Source organism: Ureibacillus sp. FSL K6-0786, assembly GCF_037965165.1.
In the GTDB taxonomy this organism is placed as follows: domain Bacteria; phylum Bacillota; class Bacilli; order Bacillales_A; family Planococcaceae; genus Ureibacillus; species Ureibacillus thermosphaericus.
The window spans coordinates 1,561,352-1,577,455 of sequence record NZ_CP150191.1 but is presented as its reverse complement, the minus strand read 5'-3'; the positions used below and the strand labels follow the sequence as shown (position 1 = coordinate 1,577,455).

General features: G+C 39.4%; 12 protein-coding genes and 1 other annotated feature. All 12 genes read right to left on the bottom strand.

The annotated features are described in order from the left end of the window. Positions 1 to 192: 192 nt before the first annotated feature. The 12 genes from tuf to rplK all read right to left on the bottom strand — a co-directional run bounded on the left by tuf (position 193) and on the right by rplK (position 15,916). Positions 193 to 1,380 (bottom strand): elongation factor Tu, encoded by a 1,188-nt coding sequence (tuf, locus tag NSQ18_RS07630; RefSeq protein WP_016838552.1) that lies wholly within the window; start codon positions 1,378 to 1,380, stop codon positions 193 to 195. A 123-nt stretch (positions 1,381 to 1,503) separates the two neighbouring features. After that, complete coding sequence (gene fusA, locus NSQ18_RS07625) at positions 1,504 to 3,582, bottom strand: elongation factor G (protein ID WP_016838551.1); 2,079 nt, start codon at positions 3,580 to 3,582, stop codon at positions 1,504 to 1,506. 89 nt (positions 3,583 to 3,671) lie between these two features. Continuing rightward, entirely contained in the window at positions 3,672 to 4,142 is a 471-nt protein-coding gene (rpsG, locus tag NSQ18_RS07620) for a 30S ribosomal protein S7 (RefSeq protein ID WP_016838550.1), read from the bottom strand. Positions 4,143 to 4,179: 37 nt separating this feature from the next. Further along, complete coding sequence (rpsL, locus tag NSQ18_RS07615; RefSeq protein ID WP_016838549.1) at positions 4,180 to 4,599, bottom strand: 30S ribosomal protein S12; 420 nt, start codon at positions 4,597 to 4,599, stop codon at positions 4,180 to 4,182. A 98-nt stretch (positions 4,600 to 4,697) separates the two neighbouring features. After that, the gene (locus NSQ18_RS07610) at positions 4,698 to 4,949 is read right to left on the bottom strand and encodes a 50S ribosomal protein L7ae-like protein (protein ID WP_016838548.1); all 252 of its coding nucleotides are present in this window, start codon (positions 4,947 to 4,949) and stop codon (positions 4,698 to 4,700) included. A 257-nt stretch (positions 4,950 to 5,206) separates the two neighbouring features. Continuing rightward, positions 5,207 to 8,896 (bottom strand): DNA-directed RNA polymerase subunit beta', encoded by a 3,690-nt coding sequence (rpoC, locus tag NSQ18_RS07605; RefSeq protein WP_016838547.1) that lies wholly within the window; start codon positions 8,894 to 8,896, stop codon positions 5,207 to 5,209. 110 nt (positions 8,897 to 9,006) lie between these two features. After that, positions 9,007 to 12,567: a DNA-directed RNA polymerase subunit beta gene (gene rpoB / locus NSQ18_RS07600; RefSeq protein ID WP_172597819.1), complete on the bottom strand. Its 3,561-nt coding sequence runs from the start codon at positions 12,565 to 12,567 to the stop codon at positions 9,007 to 9,009. 244 nt (positions 12,568 to 12,811) lie between these two features. Further along, positions 12,812 to 13,411, bottom strand: a complete 600-nt coding sequence (locus NSQ18_RS07595; protein ID WP_016838545.1) for a class I SAM-dependent methyltransferase — start codon at positions 13,409 to 13,411, stop codon at positions 12,812 to 12,814. An 88-nt stretch (positions 13,412 to 13,499) separates the two neighbouring features. Then, the gene (gene rplL, locus NSQ18_RS07590; protein WP_016838544.1) at positions 13,500 to 13,865 is read right to left on the bottom strand and encodes a 50S ribosomal protein L7/L12; all 366 of its coding nucleotides are present in this window, start codon (positions 13,863 to 13,865) and stop codon (positions 13,500 to 13,502) included. 73 nt (positions 13,866 to 13,938) lie between these two features. Then, entirely contained in the window at positions 13,939 to 14,439 is a 501-nt protein-coding gene (gene rplJ, locus NSQ18_RS07585) for a 50S ribosomal protein L10 (RefSeq protein WP_016838543.1), read from the bottom strand. A gap of 32 nt (positions 14,440 to 14,471) precedes the next feature. Next, positions 14,472 to 14,615 (bottom strand) — a sequence feature (ribosomal protein L10 leader region). Positions 14,616 to 14,682: 67 nt separating this feature from the next. Next, positions 14,683 to 15,381, bottom strand: a complete 699-nt coding sequence (gene rplA / locus NSQ18_RS07580) for a 50S ribosomal protein L1 (protein WP_016838542.1) — start codon at positions 15,379 to 15,381, stop codon at positions 14,683 to 14,685. A 109-nt stretch (positions 15,382 to 15,490) separates the two neighbouring features. Then, entirely contained in the window at positions 15,491 to 15,916 is a 426-nt protein-coding gene (gene rplK, locus NSQ18_RS07575; RefSeq protein WP_016838541.1) for a 50S ribosomal protein L11, read from the bottom strand. Positions 15,917 to 16,104: the final 188 nt, after the last annotated feature.

The window sequence follows — 16,104 nt, the reverse complement described above, 5'->3', positions numbered from 1 at the left end:
CAGACCGGAAGTTTGCCGCTCGCTTCCTTCAGATTCCGCGTCACCACGGACACCCTTGCGTTAAGCTAACTGTTACTTCTGCCTTCACAGTTCGGGACTTACACCCTATAGATTACACCCATGCCAGGCGCACTAAAAAACCATCTTGTAGATAAACTACAAGATGGTTCAATCGTAAGCTATTTACGTTTATTATTTAATGATTTCAGATACAGAACCTGCTCCTACAGTACGTCCACCCTCACGGATAGAGAATTTAGTACCTTCTTCAATCGCGATAGGAGAGATTAATTCTACAGTCATTTCGATGTTATCGCCAGGCATAACCATTTCTACACCTTCTGGTAAAGTGATTACACCAGTTACGTCTGTAGTACGGAAGTAGAATTGTGGACGATAGTTAGAGAAGAATGGAGTATGGCGTCCACCTTCTTCTTTAGATAATACGTAAACTTGTGCTTTGAAAGCTGTGTGTGGTGTAATTGAGCCTGGTTTTGCTAATACTTGACCGCGTTGAACTTCGTCACGTGAAATACCACGTAATAAAGCACCGATGTTGTCACCAGCTTCAGCATAGTCAAGTAATTTACGGAACATTTCGATACCTGTTACAGTTGTTTTTGTTGGCTCATCAGCTAAACCGATGATTTCTACTTCGTCACCAACTTTAACTTGACCGCGTTCTACACGACCAGTAGCAACTGTACCACGACCAGTGATAGAGAATACGTCCTCTACTGGCATCATGAATGGTTTATCAGTTTCACGTTGTGGAGTTGGAATGTATTCGTCAACTGCATCCATTAATTCAACGATTTTTGCTTCCCACTCAGCATCTCCTTCAAGAGCTTTAAGAGCAGAACCTTTAATTACAGGAACTTCGTCGCCTGGGAAGTCATATTCTGAAAGTAAGTCACGAACTTCCATTTCTACTAATTCTAATAATTCTTCGTCGTCAACCATGTCACATTTGTTTAAGAATACTACTAAGTATGGTACACCTACTTGACGAGAAAGTAAGATGTGCTCACGAGTTTGTGGCATTGGACCGTCAGCTGCAGATACTACTAAGATACCGCCGTCCATTTGAGCAGCACCAGTGATCATGTTTTTAACGTAGTCAGCGTGTCCTGGGCAGTCTACGTGTGCATAGTGGCGTTTTTCAGTTTCATATTCAACGTGAGAAGTGTTGATTGTGATACCACGTTCTTTTTCTTCTGGTGCGTTGTCGATTTGGTCGTAAGATTTAGCTTCACCACCAGTTTTTTTCGCAAGAACTGTTGCGATAGCAGCAGTTAAAGTAGTTTTACCATGGTCAACGTGACCAATTGTACCAATGTTAACGTGTGGTTTTGAACGATCAAATTTTTCTTTAGCCATTAGAGAAAGCCTCCTATTACTTGTATTTTTTATTTTTACAACTGCTGACAAGAAATTACTTTCTTGTCAAACAATCATAGCTTACAAATTATTTATACTTGATTAAAGGTGAGATTTCAATTATTATTCACCTTTATTTTTTTTGATAATTTCTTCTGCAATTGATTTTGGTACTTCTTCATAGTGGTCAAATACCATTGAGAATACACCGCGACCTTGAGTAGCAGAACGTAATGTAGTTGCATATCCGAACATCTCAGCAAGTGGAACCATAGCACGAACCACTTGTGCGTTACCGCGTGCTTCCATACCTTCAACACGACCGCGACGTGCAGTTACGTGACCCATGATATCGCCTAGATATTCTTCTGGTATTACAACTTCAACTTTCATTATTGGTTCAAGTAATACAGGGTTACATTTTGCTGCAGCATTTTTAAGTGCCATGGATGCAGCGATTTTGAACGCCATTTCGTTAGAGTCAACATCGTGGTAAGAACCATCGAATAATTTCGCTTTGATGTCAATCACTGGGTATCCAGCTAGTACACCATTTTCCATAGCGTCTTTTAAACCTGCTTCTACAGCTGGGATGTATTCACGAGGTACTACCCCACCGACAATCGCGTTTTCAAATTCAAAGCCTGCTCCTTCTTCATTTGGAGAGAATTCGATCCAAACGTGACCGTATTGACCACGACCACCAGATTGGCGAACGAATTTACCTTCAACTTGAGCAGTTGTACGGAATGTTTCACGATATGAAACTTGTGGAGCACCTACGTTAGCTTCCACTTTGAATTCACGTCTTAAACGGTCAACAATGATATCAAGGTGAAGCTCACCCATACCAGAGATGATTGTTTGACCTGTTTCTTGGTCAGTATGAGCACGGAATGTTGGGTCTTCCTCTTGAAGTTTTCCAAGAGCTGTACTCATTTTATCTTGGTCTGCTTTTGATTTTGGTTCAATAGCAACCGAAATAACTGGTTCTGGGAATTCCATTGATTCTAAGATAACTGGGTTTTTCTCATCACAAAGTGTGTCACCAGTTACTGTATCTTTTAAACCTACTGCTGCAGCAATATCCCCTGCGAATACTTTTGAAATTTCTTCACGGTGATTTGCGTGCATTTGTAGAAGACGTCCAATACGTTCACGTTTACCTTTTGTAGAGTTAAGAACGTATGAACCAGAATCTAGAATACCTGAATACACACGGAAGAATGTTAACTTACCTACATATGGGTCAGTCATAACTTTGAATGCCAATGCTGAGAATGGCTCTTCGTCACTTGCATGACGCTCAGTTTCTTCTTCAGTTTTTGGCACGATACCCTTAATAGCAGGAATATCGAGTGGTGAAGGTAAGTAGTCGATTACTGCATCAAGCATTTTACGAACACCTTTATGTTTGAACGCAGTACCGCAAAGTACAGGGTAGAATTGTACCGCAATTGTTGCTTTACGGATTGCAGCTTTTAATTCTTCTACTGTAATTTCTTCACCAGAGAAGTATTTTTCCATTAATTCTTCATCAAGTTCAGCTACTGCTTCAATTAATTTTTCACGGTATTCTTCAGCTTGTGCTTTGTATTCTTCTGGAATTTCTCCTACAGTAACATCTGTACCTTCGTCGTTACCGTAGAATGTCGCATTCATTTCAACCAAGTCAATAATACCTTTAAATTGATCTTCCGCACCAATAGGTAATTGAATTGGATGCGCATTCGCTTGAAGACGATCATGTAAAGTATTTACTGAGTATAAGAAGTCGGCACCAGTTTTGTCCATTTTGTTAACAAATACGATACGAGGAACTCCATATGTTGTAGCTTGGCGCCATACAGTTTCAGTTTGTGGTTCAACACCAGATTGAGCATCTAGTACTGTAACTGCACCGTCAAGTACACGTAATGAACGTTCAACCTCTACAGTGAAGTCCACGTGTCCCGGAGTGTCGATGACGTTAATGCGGTGACCTTTCCACTGAGCCGTTGTAGCAGCAGAAGTGATTGTAATACCACGTTCTTGCTCTTGCTCCATCCAGTCCATTTGAGAGGCACCTTCGTGAGTTTCACCGACTTTGTGAATCTTACCAGTGTAATAAAGGATACGCTCAGTTGTTGTTGTTTTACCAGCATCAATATGAGCCATGATCCCAATATTACGTGTATTCTCTAGAGAGAATTCGCGTTTCATAGGGAATTGTCTCCTTCCAAATTGGGTTTAGACTAAAAAAGTGTTATATTTAAATTTTGTACTAGCAAAAAGCTAGTACAAAATTTAGATTACCAACGATAGTGTGCAAAGGCTTTGTTTGCTTCTGCCATTTTATGCATATCTTCGCGTTTTTTCACTGCAGCACCAGTGTTGTTTGCTGCATCTAGGATTTCGTTAGCTAAGCGCTCTTCCATTGTTTTTTCACCGCGAAGACGAGCGTAGTTCACTAGGTAGCGAAGACCTAGAGTAATACGACGGTCTGGACGAACTTCAACCGGTACTTGATAGTTAGAACCACCAACACGGCGAGCACGTACCTCAAGAACTGGCATTACATTATTTAATGCTTCTTCAAACACTTCTAATGGATCTTTGCCTGAACGTTCTTTTACAATATCGAACGCACTGTAAAGAATTTTTTGCGCTGTACCTTTTTTACCGTCAATCATGATTTTATTAATTAAACGTGTTACTAATTTTGAATTGTAAATCGGATCAGGTAACACGTCACGTTTGGAAACAGGACCTTTACGAGGCATGTGTTTTCCTCCTTTCAACGAGTATTACGAATTTTTATTATTTTTTCTCTTTTGGTTTTTTCGTACCGTATAAAGAGCGTGATTGCATACGGCCGTTTACACCTGCAGTGTCAAGCGCACCGCGAATGATGTGGTAACGTACCCCTGGTAAGTCTTTTACACGTCCACCGCGAATTAATACAACGCTGTGTTCTTGTAAGTTGTGACCTTCACCAGGAATGTAAGCTGTAACCTCGATTTGGTTTGTTAAACGAACACGTGCATATTTACGTAACGCTGAGTTTGGTTTTTTCGGTGTCATTGTACCAACACGTGTACATACTCCGCGTTTTTGAGGTGAATTAACGTTTGTAAGAGACTTTTTAAAGCTATTGTAACCTTTGTTTAACGCAGGTGATTTTGATTTAGTAATTTTAGATTTACGAGGCTTACGTACCAATTGGTTAATTGTAGGCATCGGTTTTTCCTCCCTTCATGTTATCGTTTTTTAATACCACATATCCAGGTGGTTCATTTTTAGGGTAAAAACAAAGCTTTTGTGTTTTTCCACAAAAACTACTCCGCAGCAATCGCAACAACTGCAGCTCCAACTTGGATTCCGCACGCTTTGCCAAGCTCTTTTCTTGATTCCACAAGATCTACCGGAATTCCATTTTCCTTTGCAAGGGCAATAACTGGTTCTGTTATTCTCTCTTCTGCATCTTGTGCTACAATGAGCTCTTTTACTCGGCCAGCTTTTATTGCTTTTACTGCTTGCTTTGTACCAATGATTGTTTTACTTGCCTGTTTAACTTTTTCATAAGACATTGACAATATCCTCCGAAGTACAGACAGTTACTATCAACCCTAAGTATATTATCATTATCATTTCAATCTGTCAATTTTTTTTGTAATTGAGTTAAAAAAATTTTTTTGATAAGTATAGAAACAGAGCAAGTAAACGATTTAATGAATTTATTGAATTATTCATCCAGTGAAAATGGCTTGAGCCTTCCCGTCGCATAATGTTTGTTTACAACTTCGGAGACTCAAGCTCTTGTATTTTCACTGAAATGTTTTCCGAATTATTCGGCTGATGTTAATTCTTCTAGAGCGCTAACAGGCTCTTCTTTGATCTTGATTTGACGATATCTTTGCATTCCTGTACCCGCTGGAACAAGTTTTCCTAGGATTACGTTCTCTTTCAATCCGAGTAGCGGATCTCGCTTACCTTTAATTGCAGCATCTGTTAATACACGAGTTGTTTCTTGGAATGATGCAGCAGATAAGAATGATTCTGTTTCAAGAGAAGCTTTCGTAATTCCAAGGATAACTGGACGACATGTTGCAGGTACCTTACCATTCATAATCGCTTCTTTATTTGCTTCTGTGAATTGGTGAACATCGAGGAGTGTTCCAGGAAGTAAGTCTGTATCTCCAGCTTCGATTACACGAACTTTTCGAAGCATTTGACGTACCATTACTTCGATGTGTTTGTCCCCGATTTCTACCCCTTGCATACGGTATACTTTTTGAACTTCTTTTAATAAATATTCTTGTACCGTTGCTACGTCTTTGACTTTTAATAATTGTTTTGGATCAATTGAACCGTCAGTTAGAATTTGACCTTGTTCTACTTCGTCACCTACAGCAACTTTCAATCGTGCATTGTAAGGAGCTTGATATTTACGAGTTTCAATTTCACCAACAACAGTAATTTCTCTTAAGCCGTCTCGACTTTCTTCAACTTCAGTAACGACACCTTTAATTTCTGAAATAAGAGCCTGACCTTTTGGATTACGCGCCTCGAAGATCTCCTGAATACGTGGAAGACCTTGCGTAATGTCGTTACCAGCAACCCCACCAGTGTGGAATGTACGCATCGTTAACTGTGTACCTGGTTCACCGATTGATTGAGCAGCGATAATTCCAACCGCTTCTCCCACTTCAACCTCTTCACCAGTTGCTAAGTTGATACCATAACATTTTTTACATACACCATGTTTTGTATTACATGTGAATGCTGAACGGATTGATACTTTTTCAATACCAGCATCAATAATTTTTCGAGCGATATCTTGCGTAATTAAATTGTCTCGCTCTAAGATTATTTCGCCAGTTTCAGGATGACGAATTGTTTTCTTAGCATAGCGTCCAACAATACGTTCTTCAAGCGTTTCAATTACTTCAGTACCATCCATTAACGCACCAATAGTTAATCCACGGTCTGTACCGCAATCTTCTTCACGAATAATCACGTCTTGTGCAACGTCAACAAGACGGCGAGTTAAATAACCAGAGTCCGCAGTTTTTAACGCAGTATCCGCAAGACCTTTACGTGCACCGTGTGTTGAAATGAAGTATTCCAATACGCTTAAACCTTCACGGAATGAAGATTTAATTGGAAGTTCGATAATACGACCAGCTGGGTTGGCCATGAGTCCACGCATACCTGCAAGCTGAGTGAAGTTCGATGCGTTACCACGGGCACCGGAGTCACTCATCATGAAGATCGGATTCAATCTTGGTAAAGAGTTCATTAGTTTTGCTTGGATTTCATCTTTTGCTTCAGACCAGCTTGAGATTACTCGGTCATAACGTTCTTCTTCTGTAATTAAACCGCGACGGAATTGTTGCATTACTTTATCAACTTTTTTCTGAGCTTTATCTAAAATTTCACCTTTTTCAGGTAATACAACGATATCTGAAATACTTACTGTAATACCCGCACGCGTTGAATATTTAAATCCTAAATCTTTCATGCGGTCTAGCATTTTGGATGTCTCTGTAATATGGAATCGCTTGAATACTTCCGCAATAATGCTTCCTAAGAATTTTTTACGGAATGGAGTAATCAACTCTTGATCCTCAATGTATTTTTTCAATACCGCTTTACGCTGATATTCGATTTTTTCTTGTTCAGATAGTTGATTATATTCTTCTGAAGCTTCTAGTTCTTTTAGTAGTTCATCATCGATTGTTAAGCTGACAAAGTATTTATCTGGTGTAGCTACTTCCAAGTTGTAAGATGTTGGTTCATTAATGTATGGGAAAGACTCTGGCAAAATTTCATTAAAGATAATTTTACCTACTGTTGTAATCAAGAATTTTTTATTTTGCTCTTCCGTAAATGTTTTATTGTTTAAAGAGCTTGCTTTTACGGCAATTCGGCTATGCAGGTGCACATTACCGTTTTGGTAAGCTATTAACACTTCATCTGGACTAGAGAATACAGAACCTTCTCCACGAGCACCTTTGCGCTCAAGAGTTAAATAGTAGTTTCCTAATACCATGTCTTGGGAAGGTGTTACAACCGGCTTACCGTCTTTTGGATTTAGGATGTTTTGTGCAGCAAGCATCAGTAAACGAGCTTCCGCTTGAGCTTCAGCTGATAACGGCACGTGAACCGCCATTTGGTCACCGTCGAAGTCAGCGTTATAAGCTGTACATACAAGCGGGTGTAGTCGTATTGCACGACCTTCAACTAAAGTTGGTTCGAACGCTTGAATTCCCAATCTGTGTAGCGTTGGAGCACGGTTAAGTAACACTGGATGTTCTTTAATTACGTCTTCAAGCACATCCCATACTTCGTTGTGCATACGTTCAATTTTGCGTTTTGCGCTCTTAATGTTGTGAGCCAAGCCTCTTTCAACTAACTCTTTCATTACAAAAGGCTTAAATAATTCAATCGCCATTTCTTTAGGTAGACCACATTGATACATTTTTAACGTTGGACCAACGACGATAACGGAACGACCAGAATAGTCTACACGTTTACCAAGCAAGTTTTGACGGAAACGTCCTTGTTTACCTTTTAACATGTGTGACAAAGATTTTAATGGTCGATTACCCGGTCCCGTTACAGGACGACCTCTACGTCCATTATCGATCAATGCATCTACCGCTTCTTGCAACATGCGTTTTTCGTTTTGAACAATAATGCTAGGAGCCCCTAAATCTAAAAGGCGTTTTAAACGATTGTTACGGTTAATAACACGACGATATAAATCGTTTAAGTCAGATGTTGCGAATCGGCCACCATCCAGCTGTACCATTGGTCGAAGCTCTGGTGGAATAACCGGAAGCACCTCTAATACCATCCACTCTGGTCTATTTCCAGAACTGCGGAATGATTCAATGACTTCAAGGCGTTTAATTGCTCGTGTGCGACGTTGACCTTGAGCTGTTTTTAATTCTTCTTTTAATTTATTTGCTTCTTCCTCTAGGTCAATTTGCTCTAGAAGTTTTTTGATAGCTTCTGCACCCATTCCTGCTTCAAAGCTATTACCAAACTTTTCACGGCAAGTACGATATTCTTTTTCAGATAAAAGTTGTTTCTTCTCTAAGTTTGTAACGCCAGGATCGATTACTACATAAGAAGCAAAATAAATTACTTCTTCCAATGCCCTTGGAGACATATCAAGAATGAGCCCCATACGGCTTGGAATTCCTTTAAAGTACCAAATGTGTGAAACTGGCGCCGCAAGTTCGATGTGTCCCATACGTTCACGTCGAACTTTTGCTCGCGTTACTTCTACACCACATCGGTCACATACTACACCTTTATATCGAACGCGTTTGTATTTTCCACAGTGACATTCCCAGTCTTTCGTCGGACCGAATATGCGTTCGCAGAAAAGACCATCTTTCTCAGGTTTTAATGTACGATAGTTAATTGTCTCAGGTTTTTTTACTTCCCCATAGGACCAAGAACGAATTTTATCCGGTGAAGCCAAACCAATTTTCATAAATTCGAATTCATTTACGTCAACCAAGGAGCCTACCTCCCTTTAGTTATAAGTCCTTTTGACATTCCATTAATTAAGATTCAGAATCAGAAAGTTTAATGAAGAATCGGGCAGGCGTCTACCTGCCCACATGTAGATTAATTTTGAGTTTCAACAGGTTTTTCTTCTTTAGTTGGCAAGATGTTTAGGGCATCAGCTGGTTGTAGATCATCATCATCATCCATATCTCTCAGTTCAATCTCTTCTTCGTCTACAGTAAGCATTTTCACATCTAATCCCAGTGATTGAAGCTCTTTAATTAATACTTTGAAGCTTTCTGGCACGCCTGGTTCTGGAACACTTTCACCTTTTACAATCGCTTCATATGTTTTCACACGTCCTACAACGTCGTCTGATTTGATTGTCAATAGTTCTTGTAGTGTATATGCTGCACCATACGCTTCAAGTGCCCAAACTTCCATCTCACCGAAACGTTGGCCACCAAATTGCGCTTTACCACCTAATGGTTGTTGCGTTACAAGTGAATATGGACCTGTTGAACGGGCATGAAGTTTATCGTCAACCATGTGCGCCAATTTGATCATATACATGATACCAACTGATACTCGGTTATCAAACGGTTCTCCTGTACGCCCATCATAAAGAATCGTTTTACCGTCTCTATTCATTCCGGCTTCTTCCATCGTATTCCAAACATCTTCTTCGTTCGCACCATCGAATACAGGTGTCGCCATGTATTCGCCTAATAAGTGTGCAGCCATACCTAAGTGTAACTCTAACACTTGTCCGATGTTCATACGAGACGGTACGCCCAATGGATTTAACATGATGTCAACTGGAGTTCCGTCTGGCAAGAATGGCATATCTTCTTCAGGTAATATGCGGGAAATTACCCCTTTGTTACCGTGACGACCGGCCATTTTGTCACCGACGCGAATTTTACGTTTTTGAACAATATAAACACGCACTAATTGGTTTACTCCAGGTGGTAATTCATCACCGTCTTCTCGATTAAACACTTTAACATCGAGGACGATTCCACCTGCTCCATGTGGTACACGTAATGACGTATCTCGAACTTCACGAGCCTTTTCACCGAAAATGGCATGAAGTAAGCGTTCTTCAGCAGTTAATTCCGTAACTCCTTTTGGTGTTACTTTACCTACTAAAATATCACCGTCACGTACTTCAGCACCAATTCGAACGATACCGCGATCATCAAGATTACGTAGCGCATCTTCACCGACATTTGGTATATCGCGAGTAATTTCTTCTGGGCCTAGTTTAGTATCTCGAGATTCAGATTCATATTCTTCAATATGAATGGATGTATAAATATCATCTTTTACAAGACGTTCGTTCATAATAATCGCGTCTTCGTAGTTGAAACCTTCCCAAGTCATGAAAGCAACAAGAACGTTGCGACCTAGAGCAAGTTCGCCTTTATCCATGGAAGGTCCATCTGCAAGAATATCTTTTGGTTTTACGCGATCCCCAACTTTAACGATTGGGCGTTGATTAATACAAGTTCCATGGTTGGAACGCTGGAATTTTTGAAGCTTATATTTATCCAGTTCGCCTTTTACTTCTTTTCCATCTCTAATTTCAATTCGACGAACATGGATTTCACGCGATTCAACATGTTCAACGATTCCTTCATACTTATTAACTACAGCAGCACCAGAGTCCCGAGCGTTTACATATTCCATTCCTGTCCCTACATACGGAGCCTCTGGTTGAATTAATGGTACTGCTTGACGTTGCATGTTTGCACCCATTAATGCACGGTTAGAGTCGTCGTTTTCTAAGAATGGGATACATGCTGTCGCAGCAGATACGACTTGTTTAGGTGATACGTCCATGTAGTCAACTAATTCTCTTTTGAATACTGTGTTGTCTCCACGGAATCGACCTAAAACTTCCTCGTTGGCAAAAGTTCCGTCTGGATTTAACGGTGAGTTTGCCTGAGCTACGATGTAGTTGTCTTCCTCATCGGCTGTTAAGTAGTCAATTTGGTCTGTCACTCGGCCTGTTTCAGGATCAACACGACGATAAGGTGTTTCAATAAAACCAAACTTATTCACTTTCGCATAAGTTGATAATGAGTTAATTAGACCGATGTTTGGACCCTCTGGTGTTTCAATAGGACACATGCGGCCATAGTGCGAGTAGTGAACGTCCCGCACTTCCATACCAGCACGTTCTCTCGTCAAACCACCAGGTCCTAAAGCGGAAAGGCGGCGTTTATGCGTCAATTCTGCTAGTGGATTTGTTTGGTCCATGAATTGCGATAATTGAGAGCTACCAAAGAACTCTTTTATTGATGCAATAACTGGACGAATATTAATCAATTGTTGTGGTACGATTGACGCTGTGTCATTAATTGACATGCGCTCACGCACAACTCGTTCCATACGCGATAGTCCAATACGGAATTGGTTTTGCAACAACTCACCAACAGAGCGTAAACGACGATTTCCTAAATGGTCGATGTCATCAACATTTCCTACACCATAAAGTAAGTTGAAGAAGTAGGATAATGACGCGATAATATCCGCAGGAGTTAAATGTTTTACCTCTTCATCAACGTAAGCATTGGAAATGACATTGATGATTTTTCCATCTTCGTCATTAGGAGCATATATTTTAATGGATTGGATTGTAATATCTTCATCCAATACACCACCTACTTGAGATAATGTACGGAATCCAACACCCTTCTCTAAATAAGGAATAATTTTATCTAACGTACGTCGGTCAAGAATTGTATCTTTTTCAACAATAATTTCTCCTGTTTCAGGATCTACTAACGTTTCTGCGATTTTTTGATTAAATAGACGATTTTTTATGTGAAGCTTTTTATTCATTTTATAACGCCCAACGGCTGCTAAATCATAGCGTTTAGCATCGAAGAAGCGGGAATATAGCAAGCTTTTTGCACTTTCAACTGTCGGTGGTTCACCTGGACGAAGGCGTTCATAGATTTCTAATAGCGCCTTTTCAGTGCTATCTGTATTATCTTTCTCAAGCGTATTTCTCAAATACTCATTATCACCGATAATATCGATAATTTCTTGGTCTGAACCAAAGCCTAACGCTCTTAGAAGCACTGTTGCAGGCAATTTACGTGTGCGATCGATGCGAACATAGATAATATCTTTTGCATCCGTTTCAAACTCCAGCCATGCACCACGGTTTGGAATGACTGTTGCACCGAAGCCTTTTTTGCCGTTTTTGTCCGTTTTATCGTGATAATATACGCTTGGTGAACGTACCAATTGGGATACAATTACACGCTCGGCACCGTTAATAATAAAAGTGCCTGTTTCTGTCATTAATGGGAAGTCCCCCATAAAGACATCTTGTTCTTTAACTTCATCCGTTTCTTTGTTATGAAGACGTACCTTTACGCGCAATGGTGCTGCATAAGTTACATCGCGCTCCTTACATTCATCGACATCATATTTTGGTTCTCCTAAAGAATAGTCGATGAATTCTAGTGAAAGATTGCCTGTGAAATCCTCAATAGGGGAAATTTCTTTAAACATTTCAAGCAATCCTTCTTTAAGGAACCAGTCGTAAGAGGCTGTTTGAATCTCTATTAAATTCGGAAGCTCCAGCACCTCTTTAATACGCGCAAAGCTTCTACGCTGGCGGTGTCGTCCGTACTGAACTAGTTGACCTGTCAACTTATTCACCCCTCAATAAAGCGATAATAGGTCTTTGCAAAATCAAATAAATAGTGTATGATTTTCCAAAGACAAAAAGAAAACGAGACTTTTTCAAAACCTCATTTTCGGTTAAACTTAACTTATTCATGGCAAGTATACCCATATAAAAATCATTGCATACAAAAGGGCATACTCCCAAAAAATAATATTTTTGCATTTTATTATGTTATCATAGCCGATTTGTCAAGTCAATATTTAATGGGAATTCGTTTTATTTTTCAGCTTTGATAATCCAATATCCCTTTTTCTTCTCGACAATTTCCACTGACCGAAACTTTTCTTCCAAATACTTTAACGTAGATGGTGCTCCTTGTTTCTTCTGAATCACAACCCAAAGCTCTCCACTTGTACACAAATGCTGATAAGCCCCGTCATAGATTTTAAAAACCGTCTCTTTCCCAGCTCGAATTGGCGGGTTCGTTAACACAGCAGCAACTTGGACTTCCTCATCCACATATACACCGTCACTTTCATAAATACGCACATTTTGGATTCCGTTCAATTCTGCATTCTTTCTAGCTAATTGAAGTGCTCGCTCATTAATATCCATCATATATACTGTTCGCTCTGGATATTGCTTTGCTATCGCTAACCCGATTGGACCGTAGCCACAACCAACGTCTAAAACAATTCCTTCTACATCGGGCATGTTAAATGTATCAATTAACAAACGGGATCCAAAATCTACTTCGCTTTTACTAAACACTCCTGTATCTGTTTCAAATAAAAATGAGTGTCCTAATAAAGTAAACTGCCATTGTTGAGGTTTACTTTCCGTTTGAGGCTTTCGTGAATAATAATGTTCAGTCATTTGAGTGGCCTCCCTAAATAAATGAAGAAAAGCTCGCCAAATAGGACGAGCTTTTTATTTTTTGGTATAAACGATACTTAAGCAATTATTACTTAAGTTCTACAGAAGCGCCAACTTCTTCAAGTTTAGCTTTCATTTCTTCAGCTTCTTCTTTAGAAACGCCTTCTTTAAGTGGTTTTGGAGTGTTGTCAACTAATTCTTTTGCTTCTTTTAAGCCAAGGCCAGTAAGTTCGCGTACAACTTTGATAACTTTGATTTTTTGATCTCCAGCGTTAGCTAATACTACATCGAATTCAGATTTTTCTTCTGCAGCAGCACCTGCAGCAGCACCACCTACAACTGCAACTGGAGCAGCAGCAGTTACGCCGAATTCTTCTTCGATAGCTTTTACTAAATCGTTTAATTCAAGAACTGTCATTTCTTTAATAGCTTCAATAATTTGTTCTTTAGTCATTCCATATTCCTCCTATATAGGTATTTTTGTTAGGCTATTTGCCTGTATTCGAAATATTGGTTTAAGCGATAAATTACGCACCTTGTTCTTCTTTTTGTTCTGCAACAGCTTTTGTTGCAAGAGCGAAGTTGCGGATTGGAGCTTGAAGTACAGATAGTAACATTGAAAGTAAACCTTCGCGAGATGGAAGGTCAGCAAGAGCTTTAACCTCTTCAACTGTAGCAACGTTTCCTTCAATAACACCCGCTTTAATTTCTAATGCATCGTTTTCTTTTGCGAAGTTGTTAAGGATTTTAGCTGGTGCTACAACATCTTCTGTAGAGAAAGCGATCGCATTTGGACCTGTTAAATATTCATTAAGTCCTTCTAGTCCAACTTCTTCAACAGCACGGCGAGTTAAAGTGTTTTTATAAACTTTAAATTCTACGCCAGCTTCACGAAGTTGTTTACGCAATTCAGTAACTTGAGCTACGTTTAAACCGCGGTAATCAACAAGCACTACAGAAGCAGAATTTTTAAATTTGTCTGCAATCTCTTGTACTTGTACTTTTTTTGCTTCAATTGCCTTAGACATTTTGACACCTCCTATTAGAATGGGTCATTCATACCGATAAAACAAAAGCCTTCGTGTAGACACACGAAGGCATAAAAAGTCATCATCTTAAAAAAGAATCCGATTTTATGTCCTCGGTAGGGAAGTTTAAGTGCAAAGAGCACCCCTACTGTCTACGGTACAAATGGATCACTATATTCAGAACATCATCCATAATACTAACGAATAGGATGAATGTCAATAGTTTTATTCTATCTTTATTTATTATTTAATCACTACGCTAGAAGCGTCAATTTTAATTGATGGCCCCATTGTAGTAGTGATGTTTACAGATTTCATGTAAGTACCTTTAGCTGCAGCAGGTTTTGCTTTTTGAATTGCTTCGAATACAGCTAAGAAGTTTTCTACTAATTTTTCTGTTTCGAAAGATACTTTACCGATAGGAGCGTGAACGATACCAGCTTTATCAGCGCGGTATTCTACTTTACCAGCTTTAATTTCTTGGATTGCTTTCGCAACATCGAAAGTAACTGTTCCTGTTTTAGGGTTTGGCATTAATCCTTTTGGACCTAAAATACGACCTAATTTACCAACCTCACCCATCATATCAGGTGTAGCTACGATTACATCAAACTCAAACCAACCTTGTTGGATTTTGTTGATGTAGTCTACATCGCCTACATAGTCTGCTCCAGCAGCTTCAGCTTCTTTTAATTTTTCACCTTTTGCAAATACTAATACACGTTGAGTTTTACCTGTTCCGTTTGGAAGCACAACTGCTCCACGGATTTGTTGGTCATTTTTACGAGTATCAATATTTAAACGGAAAGCTACTTCTACTGTTGCATCAAATTTAACATTGCTTGTTTTTTGAGCTAATGCAACAGCTTCTTCTACTGGATATAATTTAGTTTTATCAATTAATTTTGCAAGTTCTTGCATTCTTTTACTGCGTTTTACCATTACTTTTTCCTCCTTTGTGGTTTTAGCGGAAATTTACCTCCCACGAATAAAGGTTGCGTGTTCAACAGAACTTGCGCAACCTACAAAAACTAACACGAATTACAATGGATTAGTCAACGATTTCAATACCCATGCTTCGTGCTGTACCTTCAACCATTGCCATAGCCGCTTCAACAGATGCAGCATTTAAATCAGGCATTTTTAGTTCTGCGATTTCGCGAACTTTATCACGTTTAACCGTTGCAACTTTTTTACGGTTTGGCTCACCAGAACCTGATTCAATACCTGCTGCTTTTTTAAGCAATACAGCTGCAGGTGGAGTTTTTGTAATAAAAGTGAAAGAACGGTCTTCGAATACTGTAATTTCAACAGGTATAATTAAACCTGCTTGATCAGCAGTACGAGCGTTAAATTCTTTACAGAATCCCATGATGTTTACACCTGCTTGACCTAATGCAGGACCAACTGGTGGAGCTGGATTCGCTTTACCAGCAGGGATTTGAAGTTTAACAATTTTAATAACTTTTTTAGCCACGAGACACACCTCCTTAAGTCCGTGATGTGGTATATTGGGTTGCCCCTCCCACTCAAATATACATTTATCAGCCATGCCGATAAAATATCATTAACTCATATCGCAGACTAAAAAAACTAGTCTGACCTATGAAATGATATCATTTTTCATATTCTTAAGCAAGTAAAAATATTATAAAGATATAAATT

Bases quoted from the DNA above. Each gene is read 5' to 3' on its own strand.
- tuf (WP_016838552.1), bottom strand. From the start codon at position 1,380: ATGGCTAAAGAAAAATTTGATCGTTCAAAACCACACGTTAACATTGGT.
- fusA (WP_016838551.1), bottom strand. From the start codon at position 3,582: ATGAAACGCGAATTCTCTCTAGAGAATACACGTAATATTGGGATCATG.
- rpsG (WP_016838550.1), bottom strand. From the start codon at position 4,142: ATGCCTCGTAAAGGTCCTGTTTCCAAACGTGACGTGTTACCTGATCCG.
- rpsL (WP_016838549.1), bottom strand. From the start codon at position 4,599: ATGCCTACAATTAACCAATTGGTACGTAAGCCTCGTAAATCTAAAATT.
- NSQ18_RS07610 (WP_016838548.1), bottom strand. From the start codon at position 4,949: ATGTCTTATGAAAAAGTTAAACAGGCAAGTAAAACAATCATTGGTACA.
- NSQ18_RS07595 (WP_016838545.1), bottom strand. From the start codon at position 13,411: ATGACTGAACATTATTATTCACGAAAGCCTCAAACGGAAAGTAAACCT.
- rplL (WP_016838544.1), bottom strand. From the start codon at position 13,865: ATGACTAAAGAACAAATTATTGAAGCTATTAAAGAAATGACAGTTCTT.
- rplJ (WP_016838543.1), bottom strand. From the start codon at position 14,439: ATGTCTAAGGCAATTGAAGCAAAAAAAGTACAAGTACAAGAGATTGCA.
- rplA (WP_016838542.1), bottom strand. From the start codon at position 15,381: ATGGTAAAACGCAGTAAAAGAATGCAAGAACTTGCAAAATTAATTGAT.